This is a genomic window from Actinoplanes nipponensis, from assembly GCF_016862275.1.
Taxonomy (GTDB): Bacteria; Actinomycetota; Actinomycetes; order Mycobacteriales; family Micromonosporaceae; genus Actinoplanes; species Actinoplanes nipponensis.
This window is the reverse complement of sequence record NZ_BOMQ01000092.1, coordinates 77,272-96,204: the sequence shown is the minus strand read 5'-3', so window position 1 is coordinate 96,204 and position 18,933 is coordinate 77,272. Positions and strand designations below refer to the sequence as shown.

Sequence of the window (18,933 nt, the reverse complement as noted above, 5' to 3'; positions counted from 1 at the left end):
GTAGCAGCTGAGCGTGACACCCAGCACGAGCGCCGGCGGCAGCGCGGGCGCGGCCAGGATGCCCAGGCCGGCCAGGCAGTGCAGGAACACCGACCAGGGCATCAGCCGGTCGGCGCCGACCAGCCCGCTGACCCGCTGGGCCAGCAGCGCCCCGGCGACGGCGGCGACCGCGGCCACCGACATCACCGTGCCCAGCGTGGGCACGGACAGGTGCAGACCCCGGTAGGCCAGGATCGGCAGCACGGTCACGAAGATCGGGCCGCCCATGTTGAGCAGCGTGGTGCCCAGCACGGTGCCGCGCAGGACCGGGTCGTTCCAGTTCAGCCGCACCCCGGCGACCAGCCTGGTCCACATCGGCTCCCGCTGCGGCGAGCGCGCGCCGTACGGCCGCATCGCCCGCACGGTGGCCGCCGAGAACAGGAAGGTGGCCGCGTCGACCAGCAGCGAGGCCACCCCGAGCAGCCGGTACAGCACGCCGGCCACCGCCGGCCCGACCACCTCGGCGGCGCTGCGACTACCCTCCAGGTGCGAGTACGCCCGGACCCGGCCGCCGATCGGCACGATCGCCGAGATGGTGGCGGTGTAGCCGATGTTGAAGAACACCGAGGCCGCGTTGGCCAGCGCCACCACGACGAAGATCAGCGGCACGGACAGCACGTCCAGCCAGTACGCGACCGGGATGGTGGCGATGGCCAGCACCCGGACCAGGTCGCACCAGATCAGCGTGCGGCGCAGGTCCCAGCGGTCCACCAGCACGCCCGCGGCCAGGCTGAGCACCGGGATGGCCAGGTACTGCGCCATCCCGACCAGACCCACCTGGAAGGCCGAGGCGTGCAGCAGCAGGATCATCACGGTCGGCACCACGAACACGTTGATCCGGTCGCCGACGTTGCTGACGCTCTGCCCCAGCCACAGCAGGTTGAAGGCGCGCCCGAGCCCGCGCGGGGCGTCCTCGCGGACCGGCGCGGCGGCCGGCGAGCTCATGTCGCCCGCCGCTGCACCAGCGGGGACACCTTGCCGGTGCGCTCGTTGTGGATCAGCGCGTCGGTGACGCGGACCTCGAGGGCCTCGGGGTCGCGGTGGAAGGCGCTGCTCGGGCCGCCGAAGGCGGAACCGAGGATGCGGTCGCGGACCCGCGCGGCCAGCCCGTCGGCCGCGTCGCGGGCCGGCACCACCAGCACCTCGCAGGTGCTGCCCCGGGCCGGGTACTCGGTCAGCACCAGCTGGCTCTGCGACACGCCGGGCACGCCGGCGACCTCGCGCAGCAGGGCGTCCGCGTTGAGCAGCAGCCCGCGGAACTTCACCTCGCCGTCGCGGCGGCCCAGCACCCGCAGCGCCCGGCCGGGCACCCCGCAGGTGCAGGTGACCCACTCGCCGGCGTCGCCGGTCTGGTAGCGCAGCACCGGGTTGAGCCCGTGCGGCTTGAGCGACGTGAAGTCGATGAGCTGGTCGGCGCCGATGTGCACGAGCTGCGACGGCAGCGGGTGCCAGGTGTCGTCCGCGCACTGCGGCGTGTTCGTGCCGGCGACCCACGTCTCGGTGCTGCCGAACAGGCCCCAGCGGCGCGCCCGGGGCGCGACCGCCGGCAGGTCCTCGTCCAGGCCGGGGTTCCAGGCCTCGCCGAGCCACAGCACGGAGCGCAGGTCCGGCAGCTTGAGCCCGAGCTCGCGGGCCCGGCCGATGATCGGGCGCAGCACGCTGGGCGTACCGCCGATCGAGGTGACCCCGCGGTCGGCGAAGAACTCCAGCCAGGCGTCGTACTCGCCGCGGTTGATCGCGCCCAGCCCGATGCCGGTGCAGCCGGTCAGGTCGGCGTACGCGCCCATCAGGTAGTGCGCGCCCCACAGCTTGCCGGCGCCCCAGGCGTTGACGAACAGGTCGTCCGGGCCCAGCGGCTTCCACTGCTCGTACACCTCGGCCATGTAGAGGCCGGTGGGCGCGTACCCGAGCTTGGGCGAGCCGGTGCTGCCGCCGCTCTGGAACGTCCAGGTGGCGCCGTGCTGGGCCTTGGGCTTGAGGTGCTCCAGGGCCACGTTGAGGTCGTCCTTGCGCATCACCGGCACGTGCACCAGGTCCTCGAGGCTGTCCAGGGCGACGATGTCGGCGTACCGGTCGGCCAGGGCCGGCACCGAGCGCAGCTTGGCCAGGGTGTCGGCGACGGTGGCCACCGCCAGCGGGGCGGCCGAGAAGAATTCCGTGGTCACAACGCACCCCCGTGCAGTCGCGCGTGCCCGTCCCGGTAGGCCAGGAACCGGTCCCGGACGATCGCCCGGTTCTGGGCGACCACCGCGGGATCGTGCGGATCGGGGCACATGATGGCGCCGTCCGGCTCCACTTCGGACAGCCAGAACCGCTCGCCGTCGTGCAGGAAGTCCACGCAGAAGTACGGCATCGGCAGCCTCCTGGCGAAGTAGTCGACCGCCGCGGCCAGCTCGTCCGGCAGCGGCGCGTAGTGCAGCCGCGCCCCGGTGCTGTACTGCGGGTAGCGGGCGCCGTCGCCGGGAATGCGGACCAGCGTGGTGTGCGGCTTGCCGTCGACCATGTGGATCCGGTAGTCGGTGGTGGCCCGCCCCAGGTACGGCTGGAACACCAGCGTGGTGTCGCCGCCCTGGGCCAGGCTGAGCAGCCCCCGCACGTCGTGGTCGTCGTGGGCCATGTTGATGCCGCGCGAGGCGGCCCAGCCGGCCGGCTTGACGATCGCCGGGTACGGCAGCTTCTCGACCGCGGGCAGGAACTCGTCGTACAGCAGGTCGCGCCCGGAGCCGATGCGCACGGTCGGCACCGGCGGGATCGGCGAGTCCTTGAGGAACAGCAGGGTGGCCAGCTTGTCGTTGCCGAGCGCGGCCAGCCAGGCCGGGTGCGGCAGGTAGAAGCCGGCCTGCTCCAGCACGGCGTAGAGGGTGAACTGGTTGAAGGCGTCCGCGGCCTGGTACGGCAGCGTGTAGGGGGAGGTGACGAACAGGGTGTCCCGCGGGGTGACCTGGACCCCGTCGACGTACACCCGCGGGTCGCGGGGATCCAGGGCGTCCACGGTCACCGCCTCGGGCGAGGTCCGCTCCCAGCTCAGGCCCAGTTCCGCGGCCACCTCCTGGTAGGTCTGCCAGAACGCGCGGTTCCACTGCGCCGCGGTCCGGGTCGACTCTCGGTCCGGGAAGATCCAGCACATGCGCTGCAACATGGGCCGAAGCCTGGCGAGCGGCGCTGCGGATCCGCTGCGGATCCGCCACGCCCGCCGGCCACCGGGCGTGCAGCGGATCTGTAGCGGATCCGCAGCGGCCGCGCCCACGGTGGGGCGATGAGCGCTTCCCGAACCGTCGTGATGGTCGATGCGTACGCCCCGACCCGGCGCCTCGCCCCGGTGTTCCACCAGGCCGGCTACCAGGTGGTCCGGGTGCAGAGCACCCCGGATCCGCCGCTGGTGTACCAGGGCGCGTTCGACCTGTCCCCGTACGCGGCGAACATCGTGCACACCGGCGACCTGGACGCCACGCTCGCGGCGGTCCGCGGGCACGACCCGGTCGCCGTGGTGGCCGGCGGCGAGATCGGCGTGGAGTTCGCCGACCGGCTGGGCGCCGAGCTGGGCCTGCCCGGCAACGGCACCGCGCTGAGCGTCGCCCGCCGCGACAAGTACGTGCAGATCGAGACGGTGCGCGCCGCCGGCCTGCGGGCCACCGGCCAGCTGCTCGTCGAGGACGCGGAGCAGCTGGCCGCCTGGCACGAGGAGCAGGGCGGGCGGATCGTGGTCAAGCCGATCCGCAGCGCGGCCGGCGACGGGGTGCACTTCTGCGCCACGCCCCGGGAGTCGGTCGCCGCGTACCGCAAGATCCTCGGCAGCGAGAACATCTTCTCCCGCCGCAACGAGGCCGTCGTCGCCCAGGAGTACCTGATGGGCGGCGAGTACGTGGTGGACACGGTGAGCTGCGACGGCCGGCACCACGTCACCGACATCTGGAAGTACGAGAAGCTCACCGCGAACGGCATCGTCGACCTGACCTGCGGGGTGCGCCTGCTGCCGCGGCGCGGCGCGGTCCAGGAGGAACTGGTGCCGTACGCGTTGGCCGTCCTGGACGCGCTCGGCATCCGCTACGGCGCCGCCCACCTGGAGATCAAGCTGACCCCGGGCGGGCCCTGCCTGGTCGAGGTGGGCGCCCGGATGGCCGGCCTGGACCTGCCCGGCTTCTGCCAGCCCGCGCTGGGCGAGGGCCAGCTCGAGTGGATCGTCGACGCCTACGTGCGCCCGGAGCGGTTCGCTGCCCGCGCGGGCGCCGACTACTCGATCAGCCGGCACGTGGTGAGCGCCTGGGCGGTGTCCACGGTGGAGGCGCCGCTCCGGTCGTACCCGATGATGGGGGTGATCGAGGCCCTGGAGAGCCTGTACGACATCCGCCCGGTGGTGGCGCCCGGCGGCCGGCTGCGGCGCACGGTCGACGACCTGAGCACCCCGCTGATCGTCAACCTGATGCATCCGGTTGAGGAGGTCGTCGACCGTGACTTCGGGACGTTCCGCTACCTGGACGGCCCGGCGTTCTACGAGCTGGCCGAGGACGCCTGATGCCGGCCCGGCCGCACGTCGTGGTCATCCACCGCTGGCGGGCCCGGTACGCCGAGTACGCCCGCTACCTCGACCACCGCACCCACGCCGTCACCTACGTGGCCACCGCGGTCGGGGCCTCGGCCGTCCCGCCCGACGCCGCCGCCGTGCTGCTGGTGGACGCGACCGACGACCGGCCGGCCGTGGCCGACCGGGTCAAGCAGCTGGCCCACGAGTTCGGGCCGCCGGCGGCGATCATCGCGCTCAAGGAGGACGACCTGCTGGTCGCCGCGGAGCTGCGGCAGGAGTGGGGCTGCCCCGGCTGGACGCCGGGGGAGCTGCGCCCGTACCGGGACAAGGTGACGATGAGCGGCCGGGTGGCCGCCGCGGGCCTGGCGGTGCCGCCGTTCACCACCGTGCGGGAGGCGGCGACGGTGCGGGCCTTCGGCGACCGGTACGGCTGGCCGGTGATCGTCAAGCCGCGCACGGGCAGCTCCAGCGCCGGCGTGGTGCGGCTGGACGGTCCCGGCGACCTGCGCCGGCTCGATGTCACCGCCGGGTCCGGGCTGCTGGCCCAGTCGTTCGACCCGCGCCCGATCCACCACGTGGACGGCTACTTCGACGGCGCGGCGCTCGGGCCGTACCGGGTGTCGCGGTACCTGAACACCTGCCTGGGGTTCCGCGGCGGGACCCCGCTGGGCTCGGTGGAGGAGGACGATCCCGGCCTCGTCCGCGCGGCCGGCGGGTACGCCGCCCGGGCCCTGGCCGCCCTGTCCGACCGGCCCACCGTGTTCCACCTGGAGCTGTTCCTGGACCGGTCGACCGGCGAGTGCGCGTTCCTGGAGGTGGGCGCCCGTGCGGGCGGCGCGGAGATCCCGTTCCTGTGGCGCGAGGTGCACGGCTACGACCTGATGGAGGCGGCCTTCCGGCTCGCCCTGGGGCAGCCGCCGCGGCCCTGGCCGGCCGCGCTCGGGCAACCGGGCGGCGAGGTCGGCGGCTGGCTGCTCGCGCCCGCCCCGGCCCGGCGTCCCTGCCGGATCGCCCGGGCCGGTTCGATGCTGGGCCGCGACCCGGGCCCGTACGCCGAGGCCGTGCTGGGCGCCGGCGCGATCCTGCCGGCCGCCGACGCGTACTACGAGCACGTCGGCGGCCGGTTCCGCTTCCGCGGGCGGAGCTCGGCGGAGGTGGCCGCCGCGATCGCGGCCACCGCCCGGGACTTCCGGGTCAGCGCCGAACCCCTGTGAACAGCCGCGTCGCCAGCTGCCGGTCCGAGCCGCTCACCCGCGGGGCCTGCAGCGCCTCGCCCAGGTAGGCCAGGAACCGCGCGCCCACCTGGGCGTTGAGCACCAGCCGGGCCCGGCTGAACCGGCTCCCGGTCGCCGCCTCGCACATGATCAGCGCCTGGGCGAACCGTTCCTGGCCGCGGCCGGCCGACCCGGCCCGCACCAGCAGGTCGGCGTGGGCGAACAGGGCGACCGTGGCGGCCAGCGGCTCCCGCCCCGGGTCGAGCAGGTCCAGCGTCCGCTCCAGCAACGTGCCGGCCTCGGCCGGCCGCCCCTGCCGGGCCAGCAGGGTGCCCAGCCCGAACGTGGCGATCCGGACGTGGTCCGCCTGGTCGGGGTCGAGCAGCCGCAGCGCCCGGCTCAGGTGCCGGCTCGCGTCCTCGGCCCGCGCCGGGTCGGCCACCAGCACCGCGCCGAGCTGGGCGTGGGCCGCCGCGATGGCCCGGCCGTCGCCCAGGGTCGTGGCCGCGGCCAGGGCCGCCTCGCACGCCTCGGCGCCCACCGCCGGGGTGACCGCGTACGCCTTGCTGACGAAGTCCCAGGTGAGCCGGGGGTCGCGGCGCTGGGCCACCCAGCGCGCCACCGCCGGCAGGTCGGCGGCGTCGGCGCCGGCGGCGGGTTCGGGCGCCGGCCGGGCCGCCAGCCGCTCGAAGGTGGACAGGTACCAGCGGATCGCCCGCTCCTCGGCGACGTCGCGGTCGCTGAGCGCGGCCCCGCACCGGCGGGCGTACCGGCGGACCAGGTCGTACCAGCCGTACCGGTCCGGGCCGTTCTCCACCACCAGGTTGGCCGAGATCAACTCGTCCAGCAGCCGCCGGGTCCGGGGCGCCGAGATCCCGGCGACCGCGGCCGCCAGGTCGAGCCGGACCGAGCCCACCGGCAGCGCGCCGAGCTGGTCGAACAGCCGGCCGGCGGCCGGGTCGAGACCGGCGCGGGCCTGCGCCAGCGCGGCCCGGACCGTGCGGGGGTCGTCGGCCACCGAGAGGGTGTCGGCGTGCTCCCGCAGCTCGTCGGCGAACGAACCGAGCGACTGGGTGGACCGGGCGGCCAGCGTGGCGCCGGCCTGGCGCAGCGTGAGGGGCCAGCCACCGCACAACTCCACCACCTCGGCGCCGCCGGGTCCGGCCAGCCGCTCCGCGCCGACGATCCCGCACAGCAGGTCGCGGGCCCGGTCGCCGGCGAGCGGGCGCAGGCCGACCGTCCGCACCTCGTGGTGGGCGGCCAGCGCGGTGAGCCGGCTGCGGCTGGTCGCCACGAGCAGGCTGCTCGCGGTGGGCGGGACCAGCGGCAGCAGCTGGCCCACACAGCCGGCGTCGTCGGCGACCAGCAGCACCCGCTGGTGGTACAGCCGGGTCCGGAACAGGGCGGCCCGCTCCTCGAACCCGGCCGGCAGGCGGCCGGGCGGCACGCCGACCGCCAGCAGCGCGGCCCGCACGGCCGCGTCCGGCGACAGCGCCGCGTCCTTGGCCGAACCGTGCAGGTCCAGGAAGATCTGCCCGTCCGGGAACCGGTCCGCCACGGTGTGCGCCCAGCGCACCGCCAGCGCCGTCTTGCCCAGCCCGCCGGCCCCGGAGACCAGCACGATCCGGGGGTCCGCGCCGGGCTGCGGCAGCGCCGCGGTCAGCGCGGCCAGATCGGGCTCGCGGCCGGCGAAGTGCCCGACGCCGGCCGGCATCTGCGCCGGCCGCGGCTCCGGCGCCGGCGCCGGGACCGCCCCGGCCGGCTCGCGCCGCCGCGCCGGGGTCTCGCCGCGCAGGATGGCGGCGTGCAGCTCCCGCAGGTCCGCGCACGGGTCGCTGCCCAGCTCCTCGGCGAGCCGGTCGCGCAACGTCTGGTACGCCAGCAGCGCCTCCGCCCGCCGGTTGGACCGGTACAGCGCGGTCATCAGCTGCCCGGTGAGCCGTTCCCGCAACGGGTTCTCGGCCACCGCCACGACCATCTCCCGCACCAGCTCGGCGTGCCGCCCCAGGGTCAGCTCCGCCTCGAAGCAGGCCTCCAGGAGCGACACCCGCAGCTCGGCCAGCCGGGCCCGGTCGGGCTCCACGCCGGGCGCGGCCACCCCGCCCAGCGGCTCGCCGTGCCACAGGGCCAGCGCCTGCCGCAGCTTCTCGGCGGCGTCGCCCGGCCGGGCCCCGCTCGCCTGCCGGGCCAGCTCCTCGCACCGCTGCAGGTCGCAGGCGGCGGCCGGCAGCGCCAGGAAGTAGCCCGGGTCGCGGGTGACCAGCGCGCCGCCGATCTTGCGCCGCAGCGACGAGACCAGGCCCTGCACGCGCGCCCGCGGCGCGAGCGGGGGCTGGAAGGCCCAGAGGTTGTCGATGAGCCGCTCGGTCGACAGCACCGTGCCCTCGGCCAGCGCCAGCAGGGCGAGCACGCTGCGCTCCAGCGGGGCGAGCGGTACGCGGGCCCCGTCCGTACGGGCCTCCACCGGCCCGAGCAGTGCCAGTTCCAGCGCCATCGCCGGTCAGTGCCCTGGCGCGACGGCTGGGCGTCCGCTGAGCATCATGCTCTGCCCGCGGAACTCGGCGACGACCTCACCGGCCGCCCGGCGTACGGTCACGTCGTAGACGCCGGTGCGCCCGGCGCGGGCCCGTTCGACCGCCTCGGCGACCAGCTCGTCGTCCACCGCGGCCGGGCGCAGGAACGTCACCTGCGCGCCCTGGGCCACCGCGGCCGGCCCGTGGCTGTTGCAGGCGTAGGCGAATGCCGCGTCGGCCAAAAGGAACAGGTATCCGCCGTGGACGGTCCCGTGCCCGTTGGTCATGGTCGCGGCGACCCGCATCCGCATCCGGGCCCGGCCGGGCCCGAGGTCGTCGAGGTGGATGCCCAGGGTCTGACAGGTGAGGTCCCGCTGGTGCATGGATCGTGCCGACTGGATCGTGTCCATCGTGTGTGCGCCCCCGCTCGTGCCGGTGAGATCGAAGCGAATCTAACCGTGTGGTCACAGCGTCTGACGCCTGGTGAGGAACCGGTCCTCATGGTCACTGTCTGGTTCGGAGGTTTTGTCGGCTCCGTTTGGAGGCGTCGGCGAGGCTATGACGCATTAGTCATATTCACCGTGTCGTGTTACTTCGCGCCTAACCTCCCGTTATGGTAGGGATCCGGCAGGGTGCGCGGGCATGGTGCGGCCCCGGTCGGCGCGAGGTCGGCGCGGGTGGCGTGAGAGTGATCGGCACGAAGCACTGGGGGCCGTCACCGCGGGTGGGTCGTCACCGCGGCCGGAGCCGACGAAGGCGGGCCTCTGCCACCATCACCGTACAACGCGGCGGTGGGCTTGCGGCAAGACCCCGGTCCGGGCGCAGAATCGGCGGCCGGGGTCACCAACTGCGGAGACGGGGCGCGGCGTGCGGGTGTCGACGGAGCGGTACGTGATGGATCTGCGAAGCGTCGACGAGACGCGAACCGCGGTCGCCGGGGGCAAGGGCGCGCACCTGGGCGGACTGATGCGGATCGACGGCGTCGACGTGCCCGCCGGCTTCTGCGTGACCACGGCGGCGTTCCGGCGGATCCTCGCCGAGGCGCCCGCGATCGGCGACCGGGTCGACCGGCTGGCGGTGGTGGACCCGGCGGACCGGGAGGCGATCCGCACGCTCAGCGCGGAGATCCGCCGGGCCATCGAGGAGACCGCCATTCCCCGCGATCTCGCTGCGGCCGTCACCCGGGCGCACGCCCGGCTCGGGGCGGAGGCCGCCTACGCCGTCCGGTCCAGCGCGACCGCCGAGGACCTCCCGACCGCGTCCTTCGCCGGCCAGCAGGACACCTACCTGAACGTCGTCGGGCCGGCGGCCGTCCTGCGGCACGTCAGCCGGTGCTGGGCCTCGCTGTTCACCGAGCGGGCCGTGCTCTACCGCCGGCGGAACGGCATCGACCACCGTACGGTCGCGATGGCCGTGGTCGTGCAGCGAATGGTCTTCCCGGAGGCGTCGGGGGTCCTGTTCACGGCGGACCCCGTCACGGGCAACCGGAGGGTCGCCACTGTGGACGCCGGCTTCGGCCTCGGCGAGGCCCTGGTCTCCGGCCTGGTCAACCCGGACGTCTTCACGGTGCGCGACGACCGGGTCGTTGCCCGGACCATCGCCGCCGCGGGGCGGCCGGCGCTCACGGACGCGCAGGTCGTGTCGCTCGTGCGGCTCGGCCGGCGGATCGAGGCGCACTTCGGCCGCCCGCAGGACATCGAATGGTGCCTGGCCGGCGACGGGTTCCGGATCGTGCAGAGCCGGCCGATCACCACGCTGTTCCCCGTGCCCGAGGCCGGCGACCGGGAGAACCACGTCTACGTCTCGGTCGGTCACCAGCAGATGATGACCGACCCCATGAAGCCCCTCGGGATCTCCATGTGGCAGCTGACGGCCATGGTGGCGATGCACGAGGCCGGCGGCCGGCTGTTCGTCGACGTCACCCGGGCCCTGGCCACGCCGGCCGGCCGCGCCGGTCTGCTGGAACTGTCGGGACGGTCCGACCCGCTGGTCCGGGACGCGCTGGAAACCGTCATCGGCCGCGCCGGCTTCCTCCCGCCGCTGCCGGACGCCGCTCCGCCCGGGCCGCCGGCCGGCGCCGCGCCCGCCCCGATCGAGACCGACCCGGCCATCGTCACCGAGCTGATCGAGCGCAGCCGGGCCTCCGTCGCCGCCCTGGAGCGCGGGCTCCGCGCCCGCAGCGGGCCCGCGCTGTTCGACTTCCTGCTGGAGGCCTTCGAGGAGCACAAGCGCGTGCTCCGCGACCCGCTGAACTTTCCGGCGATCATGGCGGGCATGGAGGCCACCTGGTGGCTCAACGACAAGCTGCGGGAGTGGCTGGGCGAGAAGAACGCGGCCGACACGCTGACGCTGTCCGCCCCCGGCAACGTCACCTCCGAGATGGGCCTGGCCCTGCTCGACGTCGCCGACGTGATCCGGGCCCGGCCGGCGGTGGTGGCGTTCCTGCGGGACGTCCGGGACGACGACTTCCTGGACGACCTGGCGAGGCTGCCGGGCGGGGCCGAGGCGCGCGGGGCCATCGAGACCTACCTCGAGCGGTACGGCATGCGCTGCGTCGGCGAGATCGACATCACCCGGCCGCGGTGGCGTGAGCGCCCCGGCACGCTGGTGCCGGTGATCCTCGACCACGTCCGGAACTTCGCGCCGGGCGCCGCCGCGCGCCGTTTCGAGCAGGGGCGACAGGCGGCGCGCGAGAAGGAGCACGAGGTGCTGTCCCGCCTGCGGGCCCTGCCGGAGGGGGAGAGCAGGGCCGCCGAGACCAAGCGGATGATCGACCGGGTCCGGACCTTCATCGGCTACCGGGAGTACCCGAAGTACGACATCGTCAGCCGCACGTTCCTCTACAAGCAGGCCCTGCTGCGCGAGGCCGACAGCCTCGTGCGGGCCGGCGTGCTGGCCGACCGGGAGGACGCCTTCTACCTCACCTTCCCGGAGCTCCACGAGGCCGTGCGCACCAACCGGGTGGACGATCGGCTCATCCGGCAGCGGCGCGAGGCGTTCCGGTCGTACCACGCGCTGACCCCGCCGCGGGTGCTCACCTCGGAGGGCGAGGGCATCGACGGGGCGTACCGGCGCGACGACGTGCCGGCGGGCGCCTTGGCCGGCCTGGCCGTCTCCACCGGGACCGTCGAGGGCCGGGCCCGCGTCGTCCTCGACATGGCGCGGGCCGACCTGGCGGCGGGCGACATCCTGGTCACGGCCTACACGGATCCGAGCTGGTCGCCCGTGTTCGTCGGCATCGCGGGCCTGGTGACGGAGGTGGGCGGCCTGATGACCCACGGCGCGGTGATCGCCCGGGAGTACGGCCTGCCGGCCGTCGTGGGGGTGGCGCAGGCGACCCGGCTGATCCGGGACGGCCAGCGGATCCGCGTGCACGGGACCGACGGGTACGTCGAGATCCTGGCTTGACGCGCGCCGGCGCTCGCGGCGGCCGGTCCCCCGGCTGGGTGAGGGACCGGCCGGTCCGGGGCGGCGTCACACGGTCAACAGCGCCAGGATCGCGTTCAGCAGCGCGACGATCTGCGCCACCGGCGCGTTGAGGCCGCCGTTGAGCAGGCCCGCGATCGCACACAGCAGGTTGCCCAGCAGGTTGCCCGGCCCGGAGTTCGCCGTGATGTCGAGCACGACGGTGTTGAGGTGCACGGTCAGCCCCAGCAGGTTGAGGTCCAGCGGGCCCAGCACCAGGTGCAGGATCGGACAGGCGGCCAGGGTGCCGAGGCCGCCCGCGGGCAGCTGCACCGGCAGGGTGACCGGGGTGTCCGCGGCCCCGACGGGCGAGCCGGCCGCGTCGGTCAGCACGCTGTGCAGCGTGCCGACGGCGACGACCCGGCCGTTCCGGGCGGCGAACCGCTGAGGGGTGAAGGTGCCGGTCACGGTGCCGCCGTTGCCGAACGTGCCGTCCACGGCCGACGTCATGGTGCCGGCGGTCGCCCTCGGCGCCGGCGCCGCCGCGGCCGGGCTGCCCACGGCCGGGACCGTCGCCAGGGCGACGGCGCCGGCCACGGCGAGCCGGGCGATGATTCCGATGCGCATGTTCCGCTCCTTCCATTGACGAACTTCGTCGTCGTGCAGTATCTGCCCGCCGCTGTCTGCCGCACCCGGAAAACGCCGAGAAAAGGATTCAGATAGCAGGAATCAATGGCGAAAGAATGCTTCGGAATGCGGTGCCGGCGCAGGCACCATCGGGCGCGCGTCATCGTCCACCAACGAGTGTGAAGTGCGATGACGGCACTGTGCCGCGGCGGCTCGGTGGGGGAGCCGTCGGAATGTGCGCGCCACCATCATCGTGGCACGGACAATTGTCAAGGTGAAGATCACAGGGCCGGCCGATGACAACGGTCACCATTGTTCGATGACAAAAGTCATCGCTCGGCATTCCGGCCGGTAACGACCCGCCGGCGGCGCGCCCTACGGCGTGGCCCGGGCCCGGTACGCGGCCTGCGCCAGCAGCGCGTGCCCGGCGGCATTCGGGTGATCACCGTCGGCCGCGAGCACCGGTGTCGGGTCGCCCGTCCCGGCGCTGCCCTTGAACGGGGCCAGCGTGTCGACGTAGGTCGCACCGGCGTCGGCGGCCGCCGCGAGCAGTGCCGCGTTGCAGGCCAGCGTGGCCGCGCCGGCCGTGGAGCGCCGGTCGTCGTCGTACTTGCGCGCCCCCACCTCGCCGTCCTCGACGACGTTCCAGTAGCCGAACACCAACACCGCCACTCCCGGTCGCAGCTGGCGCACCGAGCTCACCGCGGCGGTCACGTTCGCGCGTACCGCCGCCACGGCCTCGGTGTACGAGCCGTCGTCGAGGTCCGCCGCGACGTCGTTGGCGCCGGCCATGATCAGCACGACGTTCGCCCGGCGGACCTCGGCCCGGGCCCGCCCGGTGGCCAGCTGGCGGCGGACACCGAGCGACGTCGCGCCCGCCTCGGCCAGGTCGTCCGACTCCGCCGCGGGGGACAGCATCGTGGCGTAGAGGCCGGGGAAGGGCGTGCAGTCGCAGGCGGTGCCGGCCGGGACCGAGTCGCCGAAGGTGACCACGGTGACCGGGGGCGCCGGCGCCGGTGGCGTGGTCGCGCAGCCGGCCAGCGCCCCGACGGCGAGCAGCGCGACCGGGAACCTCACGGCGCCTCCGCGGGGCGGGCCAGCCAGGACGAGAGCCAGTCGAAGGCGGCCGGCTCCATGAGCTCCCACGCCGCGTCGCTGTGTCCACCGTGGGCCACGACCCCCGTGGTGACCGCGAGCGGCGCGGTGGCCAGACCGGCCATCAGGCTGCTGTCGCGGCGCGAATGCGGGTCGTCGGCGGTGTACCCCAGATACAGCCCGGCCGGTGGCTGCGGCAGGTGCCGCAGCCGCCAGCCCACGTTGTTGGTCGTCCGCTCGGAGCCGTCGCCGACGCGGATGCCCGGCGAGGCGTACCCGGACAGGCTCGCCGCCGCCGCGTACTGGCCCGGGTGCCGCAGCAGCAGGTCGGCGGCGCAGAACCCGCCGGCCGAGTAGCCGATCAGACCCCAGGCGCCCCGGCCGGTCCGGACCCGGTAGCTCGCCCGGACCGCCGCCGGCACGTCCACCGTCAGGAAGGTCTCCGCCCGCGGACCGCCGGCCAGGTCGGTGCACTCGGTGTCGACCATGGGATCCGGGGTCTGGTACGGGAACACCACCAGCGCCGGTGCCATCCGCCCGGCGGCGATCTCCTGGTCCAGGTGCCGGCGCACGTCGAGCCGGCGCAGCCACGACTTCGGGGACCCGGGGAAGCCGTGCAGGGCCTCGATCACCGGATAACGCTGGTGTCCCCGCTGGTAGCCGGGCGGTAGGTAGACGTAGGCGGGCATCGTCATCCCCGAGGCCCGGCCGGCCACCGCGAGCCGCACGACGCGGCCGCCGGGCCCCGACGGCGCGGCGACCGGGCCCGGGCCGGGCGGCACGGCCGGATCGCGTTCCCCGGCCAGGGCCGCCCAGCTGGTGTACGTCTCGGTGAGCCGGTTCAGCTGCAGCGCGACGGTGGCCGCCAGGCTCAGCACGCAGGCAGCGACCAGCGCGGCGCGGGTGATGCGCCCGGCCCGGTCCCAGAGCACGGCGACCGCCACCGCGGTGGCCAGCACCGCGGCCAGACCGGTCAGCAGCAGCGGCAGTCCCTCGATCGTCATGACGGTTCGGCGGGCGGGAGAACCCGCGCGGGCTCCAGCGCCGGCGGGCTCTGCGCGACGGCCCACCTGGTCGCGGCGGCCCAGGTCGCGAAGTCGTGCACCGGGACCGGACATCCGGGCGGGGTGGCGGCGTGCCCGGTCACGGCCAGCGCGGTGAACCGGCCGGGGAACTCCGCCACCAGGCGCCCGGCCAGGGGCACCCGGGCGGCCGCGGCCACGATGACCCACCCGTGCGAGGTTACTCTCAGGTCGCCGGCCAGCAATCCCGGCAGCCCGGCCAGCGCATCCGTCCGGGGGCCGGGCTCGAGCCGCACCTCGACCAGGTCCGCGGGGGCGGGCCGGCCGCCCAGGGCGAGCAGCACCGGGAAGGCGACCGGCCGCACCGGGTACGCGGCGGGCACCGTCACCGCTGGCGGCGCCGCGAGGTGCCAGGCGGCGGATCCGGCCGGCTGCCACGGCTGGTCCGGGTGGCGGGCGAGGGAGGCGTCCAGCCGTCCGGCCGCCACCGGCACGCTGCCGGCGGTGGTGCTGGTCCGCCCGGCCAGGGCCTGCCACGACGGATAGAACAGTTCCTGCCGGTTGGCGACGAGCCCGATGGTGAGCACCAGCAGCGCCTCGCCGAGCAGCACGCCCAGGACGCGGGTGGGCAGCCGTCGCCGGCGGCCGCCACGGTTCCAGGACCACCCCAGCAACCCGATGACGGTCAGCGTCGCCGCGCCGGCGACCAGGATCAGCGGTACGCCGATGAGCGTCATCGGCTCAGCTCCAGCGGGGCGGACGGCCCGGGCGCCGGCCGCCGTCCGGCGCCGGGCAGGAAGGCCTCGGCCGACAGCGCCGCGACCGCGATCCGCGGCAGCTCGCGGACCGACGGGAAGCACAGGTAGCGGGGCTGCCAGGCCGGCTGGTACTTGGCGTTGGCCCGGTACAGCGACTCGATCTGCCAGAAGCGCGAGGCGGCCCGGAGCACGTGGTGCGACAGCCGCAGCACCGGTCCCGCGCCGAGCTCGTCGGCGCGGGCGAACACCGACCGCAGCACGGCGAAGTTCAGCGAGATCCGGCGCACGCCCAGCTCCGGTGCGGCGGTCATGGTGGTGACCACCATGAACTCGGTGAGCCCGTTCTCCGCCGTGCGGTCGCCGCGCATCAGGTCCAGGGACAGCCCGTCCGCGCCCCAGGGCACGTAGTGCAGCAGCCCCCGGATCCGGCCGTCCGCGTCGCGGCCGACGACGAACAGGCAGTCCTCGTCGCCCGGATCGCCGAGGCGGGACAGCGCCATCGAGAAACCCCGTTCCACCCGGCCGTCGCGGAAGGCGTCGGCGGCCTGCTTGGCCTCGGCCAGTGCCTCCGGCGTCAGGTCCCGCAGCCGGGAGACCTCGCAGGTGTAACCGGCCCGCCGCACCCGGGCGACCGCCTGGCGGACGCCCCGCATGGCCCGCCCGTCCAGGCCGAACGAGGCGACTTCCAGGATCGCCTCGTCACCGAGCTCCACCACGTCCAGCCCGGCCTTGCGGTACGCCCGGCCGGCCGCGTTCCCGCATCCCAGCACGGCCGGCGTCCAGCCGTGCCGGGCGCAGTCCCGCAGCCACGCCGCGATGGTCTGCGGCCACTGCGACGCCATCCCGATCGGGTCGCCGGAGGCCAGGCTGACCCCGTTGACCACCCGGTACGCGATCACCGCCCGGCGCGAGGGCGCCCAGAGCAACGATTTGTCCGGGCGCAGGGCGAAGTAGCCCAGCGAGTCGGCCCCGCCGTGCCGCCGCACCAGGTCCCGGACGATCAAGTCGTCCTCCGCGGTGCGCTGCGGCAGCCGGTGGGCCGGGCGCAGCAGCAGCACCACGGCCACCGCGACCGACAGCAGGCCGAACATGCCGGTGGTGTAGCTGACCGCCTCGCCGCCCAGCGGATGCACGAACCGCACCGGCCCGGAGACGCCGGCCAGGCCCAGCGCCGCCTCCTTGGCCCAGGCGAGCACCCCGGGGCGGCCCTCGAGCCGGTTGGCCCGTGCCGCTATCTCGAGCAGGCCCAGCAGGAAGCCGGCGCCGGCGAAGCCGAGGAACGCGAGCAGGGCGCGCCACCGGTTGACCGGGTCGGCCAGGGCCTGGAACCGGCGGCGGACCACGATCAGCATGACCAGCAGCGCGGCGGAGACGGCGGCGGCGTCGAGCCGCCAGCCCTGCGCCAGGTGCAGCGTGACCCCGCCGCCGGCCACCACCACAGCGACCTGCCAGGCCCGTCGCTTGCCCCGGCGCAGTCCCGCGCCGAGGTAGACCAGCAGGAGACCGGAGGCGGCGGTGGCCGCCCGGGCGGTGAGGACGCCGGCCATCGGCAGCAGCCCGGCCAGCTCGCCGAGCCGGCCGTGGGGGGCGGGCAGGACCACGGTCAGCACGTTGTACAGACCGGCCAGCTGGACCAGCCGGGCGACGGCGGCGCGGGACAGCGGGGGCTGGGGCCGCCACGTCTCGGCGGCCCGGTCGGACTCCGCCGGCAACTGCGTCATGGGGGGATCGTCTGTCCGTGGGCTTGGGGCCAGCCTAAAGCTTTCTGTGTCCTTGCTGTGTCCCCCGGCCGGCTCAGGAGATGAGGTCCTGCAGCGCGACGGCCGGGTCCGCCAGGGCGGCCGGGTCCACCGTGGCCCCGGACAGGCCGGCGCGGATCAGGTCCTGGATCGGGTCGGTGACGTCCCAGACGTTCACGTTCATGCCGGCCAGCACCCGGCCGCCGGCCGTCCAGAACGCCACGAACTCGCGGCGGTCGACGTCACCGCGGATGACCAGCTCGGTCGCGGTCCCCGGCGGTGTCCAGCCGGCGTACTCCAGGCCGAGGTCGTACTGGTCGGTGAAGAAGTACGGCAGGCGGTCGTAGCTGACCGGCCGGCCCAGCATGGCGCGGGCGGCGGCCGGCCCGGACTCGCGGGCGTTGGCCCAGTGTTCGACCCGGATCCGGGCGCCGAGCAGGGGATGCCGCCAGTTGGCGACGTCGCCGGCGGCGAAGATGTCGGGGTCCTCGGTGCGCAGCCCGCCGTCGACGAGGATGCCGTTGTCCACGGCCAGCGAGGCCGCCTCGGCGAGCCGGGTGTCCGGTGTGACGCCGACGGCGATCAGGACGACGTCGGCGTCCAGGACGGTGCCGTCGGTCAGGACGACCTGCGACACCCGGCCGGTCCCGCGTAGCTCACGGGTGTGGGCGCCGAACCGGAAGACGACGCCGTGCTCGCGGTGCAGGGCGGCGAAGGATGCGGCCAGCCGGTCGCCCAGGACGCGCTGCAGGGGGAGGGCGGCGGTCTCGACGACGGTGACAGCGGCGCCGCGCGCGCGGGCCGCCGCGGCGATCTCCAGCCCGATCCAACCGGCGCCGATGATCACCAGCCGGGCGCCCGCGACCACGGACTCCGCGAGGCGGGCGGAGTCGGCCAGGGTGCGCAGCCGGAGCACGCCGTCGAGGTCGGCGCCGGGCACCGGCAGGTCGCGCGGGCCGGCCCCGGTGGCCAGCAGGAGCTTGTCGTAGGCCAGCTCCTCGCCGCCGGTCAGCCGAACCCGGTGAGTGGCCCGGTCGATCGCGGTGACGGGGCAGCCGGTGCGCAGCTCCACCCCGTGCCCGGGATACCAGTCCGCGTCGTGCACGTGGACGCTGTCCGGCGTGGCGGTGCCCAGCAGCAGGCCCTTGGACAGCGGCGGGCGCTCGTACGGGCGTTCCGGCTCGCTGCCGAGCAGGACCACCCGGCCGGTGAATCCCTCGGCGCGCAGGGTCTCGGCGGCGGTGGCGCCGGCGAGTCCGGCGCCGACGATGACGAACGTGCGGTGGTCGGCCATGGGGTCTCTCCTTGCCGGATCGGGGTTCACCGGTCACCCGGCCGGGCGAGGGCGAAGAACTCGGCCCGCGACCGGCCGTCGTCGCGCAGTGTGCCCAGCAGGGTGGAGGTGACGGTGCGGGCGCCGACCGCCTGCACGCCGCGCAGGCTCATGCACAGGTGCTCGGCCTCGATCACCACGCCGACACCGCGGGCGTGCAGGTGCCGGTCGAGCCAGTCGGCCACCTGCCGGGTGAGGCGCTCCTGCACCTGCGCGCCGTGGGCGAAGAGCTCCACCACGCGGGCCAGCTTCGAGAGCCCGAGGATGCGGTCGCCGGGCAGGTAACCGACGTGCGCCACCCCGATGAACGGCAGCAGGTGGTGCTCACACACCGATCTGATCGGGATCGCGCGGGCCAGCACGAGCTCGTCGTAGCCCTCCTCGTTGTCGAACGTGGTCAGGTCGAACGCCCGCGGGGTCAGCAGCTCGGCGTAGGCCCGGGCCATGCGCGCCGGCGTCTCCGACAGCCCGGGGGCGGACAGGTCCAGGCCCAGGGCGGTGAGGAAGTCCGCGGCCGCGTGCTCGGCGCCGGCCGGGTCGGCCGCGGTACGGCGGGGAATGACGCGTTCTGCGGTGGCCGTCATCGGAGCCTCTCCCTTTTCGCTAACGTCGACTGGTGTTATTGCCATCCTGGACCGCCGGCGTCCCCAAATGCAATAGCGGCTG

The 18,933-nt window shown here is 74.9% G+C and carries 15 protein-coding genes; 3 read left to right on the top strand and 12 right to left on the bottom strand.

Annotation, left to right across the window (positions count from 1 at the left end):
* The 3 genes from Ani05nite_RS37610 to Ani05nite_RS37600 all read right to left on the bottom strand — a co-directional run.
* Positions 1-984 (bottom strand): MFS transporter (locus Ani05nite_RS37610; protein ID WP_203776473.1); only part of this gene is annotated, 984 nt, incomplete at its 3' end.
* Positions 981-2,204, bottom strand: coding sequence for an AMP-binding protein (locus Ani05nite_RS37605; RefSeq protein ID WP_203776471.1), 1,224 nt, complete (start codon positions 2,202-2,204; stop codon positions 981-983). The genes Ani05nite_RS37605 and Ani05nite_RS37610, both read right to left, overlap by 4 nt.
* A complete protein-coding gene (locus Ani05nite_RS37600; RefSeq protein WP_203776469.1) occupies positions 2,201-3,178 on the bottom strand; it encodes an ATP-grasp domain-containing protein in 978 nt (325 codons plus the stop codon). Before Ani05nite_RS37600 ends, Ani05nite_RS37605 begins: the two co-directional genes overlap by 4 nt.
* Before the next feature lie 117 nt (positions 3,179-3,295).
* Here Ani05nite_RS37600 and Ani05nite_RS37595 point away from each other — a divergent pair, with 117 nt between their 5' ends.
* A complete protein-coding gene (locus Ani05nite_RS37595; RefSeq protein ID WP_239131038.1) occupies positions 3,296-4,552 on the top strand; it encodes an ATP-grasp domain-containing protein in 1,257 nt (418 codons plus the stop codon).
* Positions 4,552-5,775: an ATP-grasp domain-containing protein gene (locus Ani05nite_RS37590; protein WP_203776467.1), complete on the top strand. Its 1,224-nt coding sequence runs from the start codon at positions 4,552-4,554 to the stop codon at positions 5,773-5,775. Before Ani05nite_RS37595 ends, Ani05nite_RS37590 begins: the two co-directional genes overlap by 1 nt.
* On the opposite strand, the gene Ani05nite_RS37585 is transcribed toward Ani05nite_RS37590, so the two are convergent.
* On the bottom strand, positions 5,756-8,269 hold the full coding sequence (locus Ani05nite_RS37585) for an AfsR/SARP family transcriptional regulator (protein WP_203776466.1): 2,514 nt from the start codon (positions 8,267-8,269) through the stop codon (positions 5,756-5,758). The two genes, Ani05nite_RS37590 and Ani05nite_RS37585, sit on opposite strands and share 20 nt — an antisense overlap.
* Positions 8,270-8,275: 6 nt before the next feature.
* Positions 8,276-8,698 (bottom strand): hydroxyphenylacetyl-CoA thioesterase PaaI, encoded by a 423-nt coding sequence (gene paaI, locus Ani05nite_RS37580; RefSeq protein WP_239131036.1) that lies wholly within the window; start codon positions 8,696-8,698, stop codon positions 8,276-8,278.
* Positions 8,699-9,182: 484 nt separating this feature from the next.
* On the opposite strand from paaI, the gene rph reads away from it, so the two are divergent.
* Positions 9,183-11,696 carry a rifamycin-inactivating phosphotransferase gene (gene rph, locus Ani05nite_RS37575; protein WP_203776465.1) on the top strand — a complete coding sequence of 838 codons (2,514 nt, stop codon included), beginning with the start codon at positions 9,183-9,185 and terminating at the stop codon, positions 11,694-11,696.
* A 66-nt stretch (positions 11,697-11,762) separates the two neighbouring features.
* On the opposite strand, the gene Ani05nite_RS37570 is transcribed toward rph, so the two are convergent.
* From Ani05nite_RS37570 to folE, 7 genes are all read right to left on the bottom strand, one after another.
* On the bottom strand, positions 11,763-12,320 hold the full coding sequence (locus tag Ani05nite_RS37570; protein ID WP_203776464.1) for a hypothetical protein: 558 nt from the start codon (positions 12,318-12,320) through the stop codon (positions 11,763-11,765).
* 375 nt (positions 12,321-12,695) lie between these two features.
* Positions 12,696-13,397: an SGNH/GDSL hydrolase family protein gene (locus Ani05nite_RS37565; RefSeq protein ID WP_239131034.1), complete on the bottom strand. Its 702-nt coding sequence runs from the start codon at positions 13,395-13,397 to the stop codon at positions 12,696-12,698.
* On the bottom strand, positions 13,394-14,419 hold the full coding sequence (locus tag Ani05nite_RS37560) for an alpha/beta hydrolase (protein ID WP_203776463.1): 1,026 nt from the start codon (positions 14,417-14,419) through the stop codon (positions 13,394-13,396). Before Ani05nite_RS37560 ends, Ani05nite_RS37565 begins: the two co-directional genes overlap by 4 nt.
* Positions 14,416-15,174, bottom strand: a complete 759-nt coding sequence (locus Ani05nite_RS37555; RefSeq protein ID WP_203776462.1) for a hypothetical protein — start codon at positions 15,172-15,174, stop codon at positions 14,416-14,418. Before Ani05nite_RS37555 ends, Ani05nite_RS37560 begins: the two co-directional genes overlap by 4 nt.
* Positions 15,171-16,916, bottom strand: a complete 1,746-nt coding sequence (locus Ani05nite_RS37550) for a phosphatidylglycerol lysyltransferase domain-containing protein (RefSeq protein ID WP_203776461.1) — start codon at positions 16,914-16,916, stop codon at positions 15,171-15,173. Before Ani05nite_RS37550 ends, Ani05nite_RS37555 begins: the two co-directional genes overlap by 4 nt.
* Positions 16,917-16,989: 73 nt before the next feature.
* Positions 16,990-18,228: an NAD(P)/FAD-dependent oxidoreductase gene (locus Ani05nite_RS37545; protein ID WP_203776460.1), complete on the bottom strand. Its 1,239-nt coding sequence runs from the start codon at positions 18,226-18,228 to the stop codon at positions 16,990-16,992.
* Positions 18,229-18,254: 26 nt separating this feature from the next.
* Entirely contained in the window at positions 18,255-18,851 is a 597-nt protein-coding gene (folE, locus tag Ani05nite_RS37540) for a GTP cyclohydrolase I FolE (RefSeq protein ID WP_203776459.1), read from the bottom strand.
* Positions 18,852-18,933: the final 82 nt, after the last annotated feature.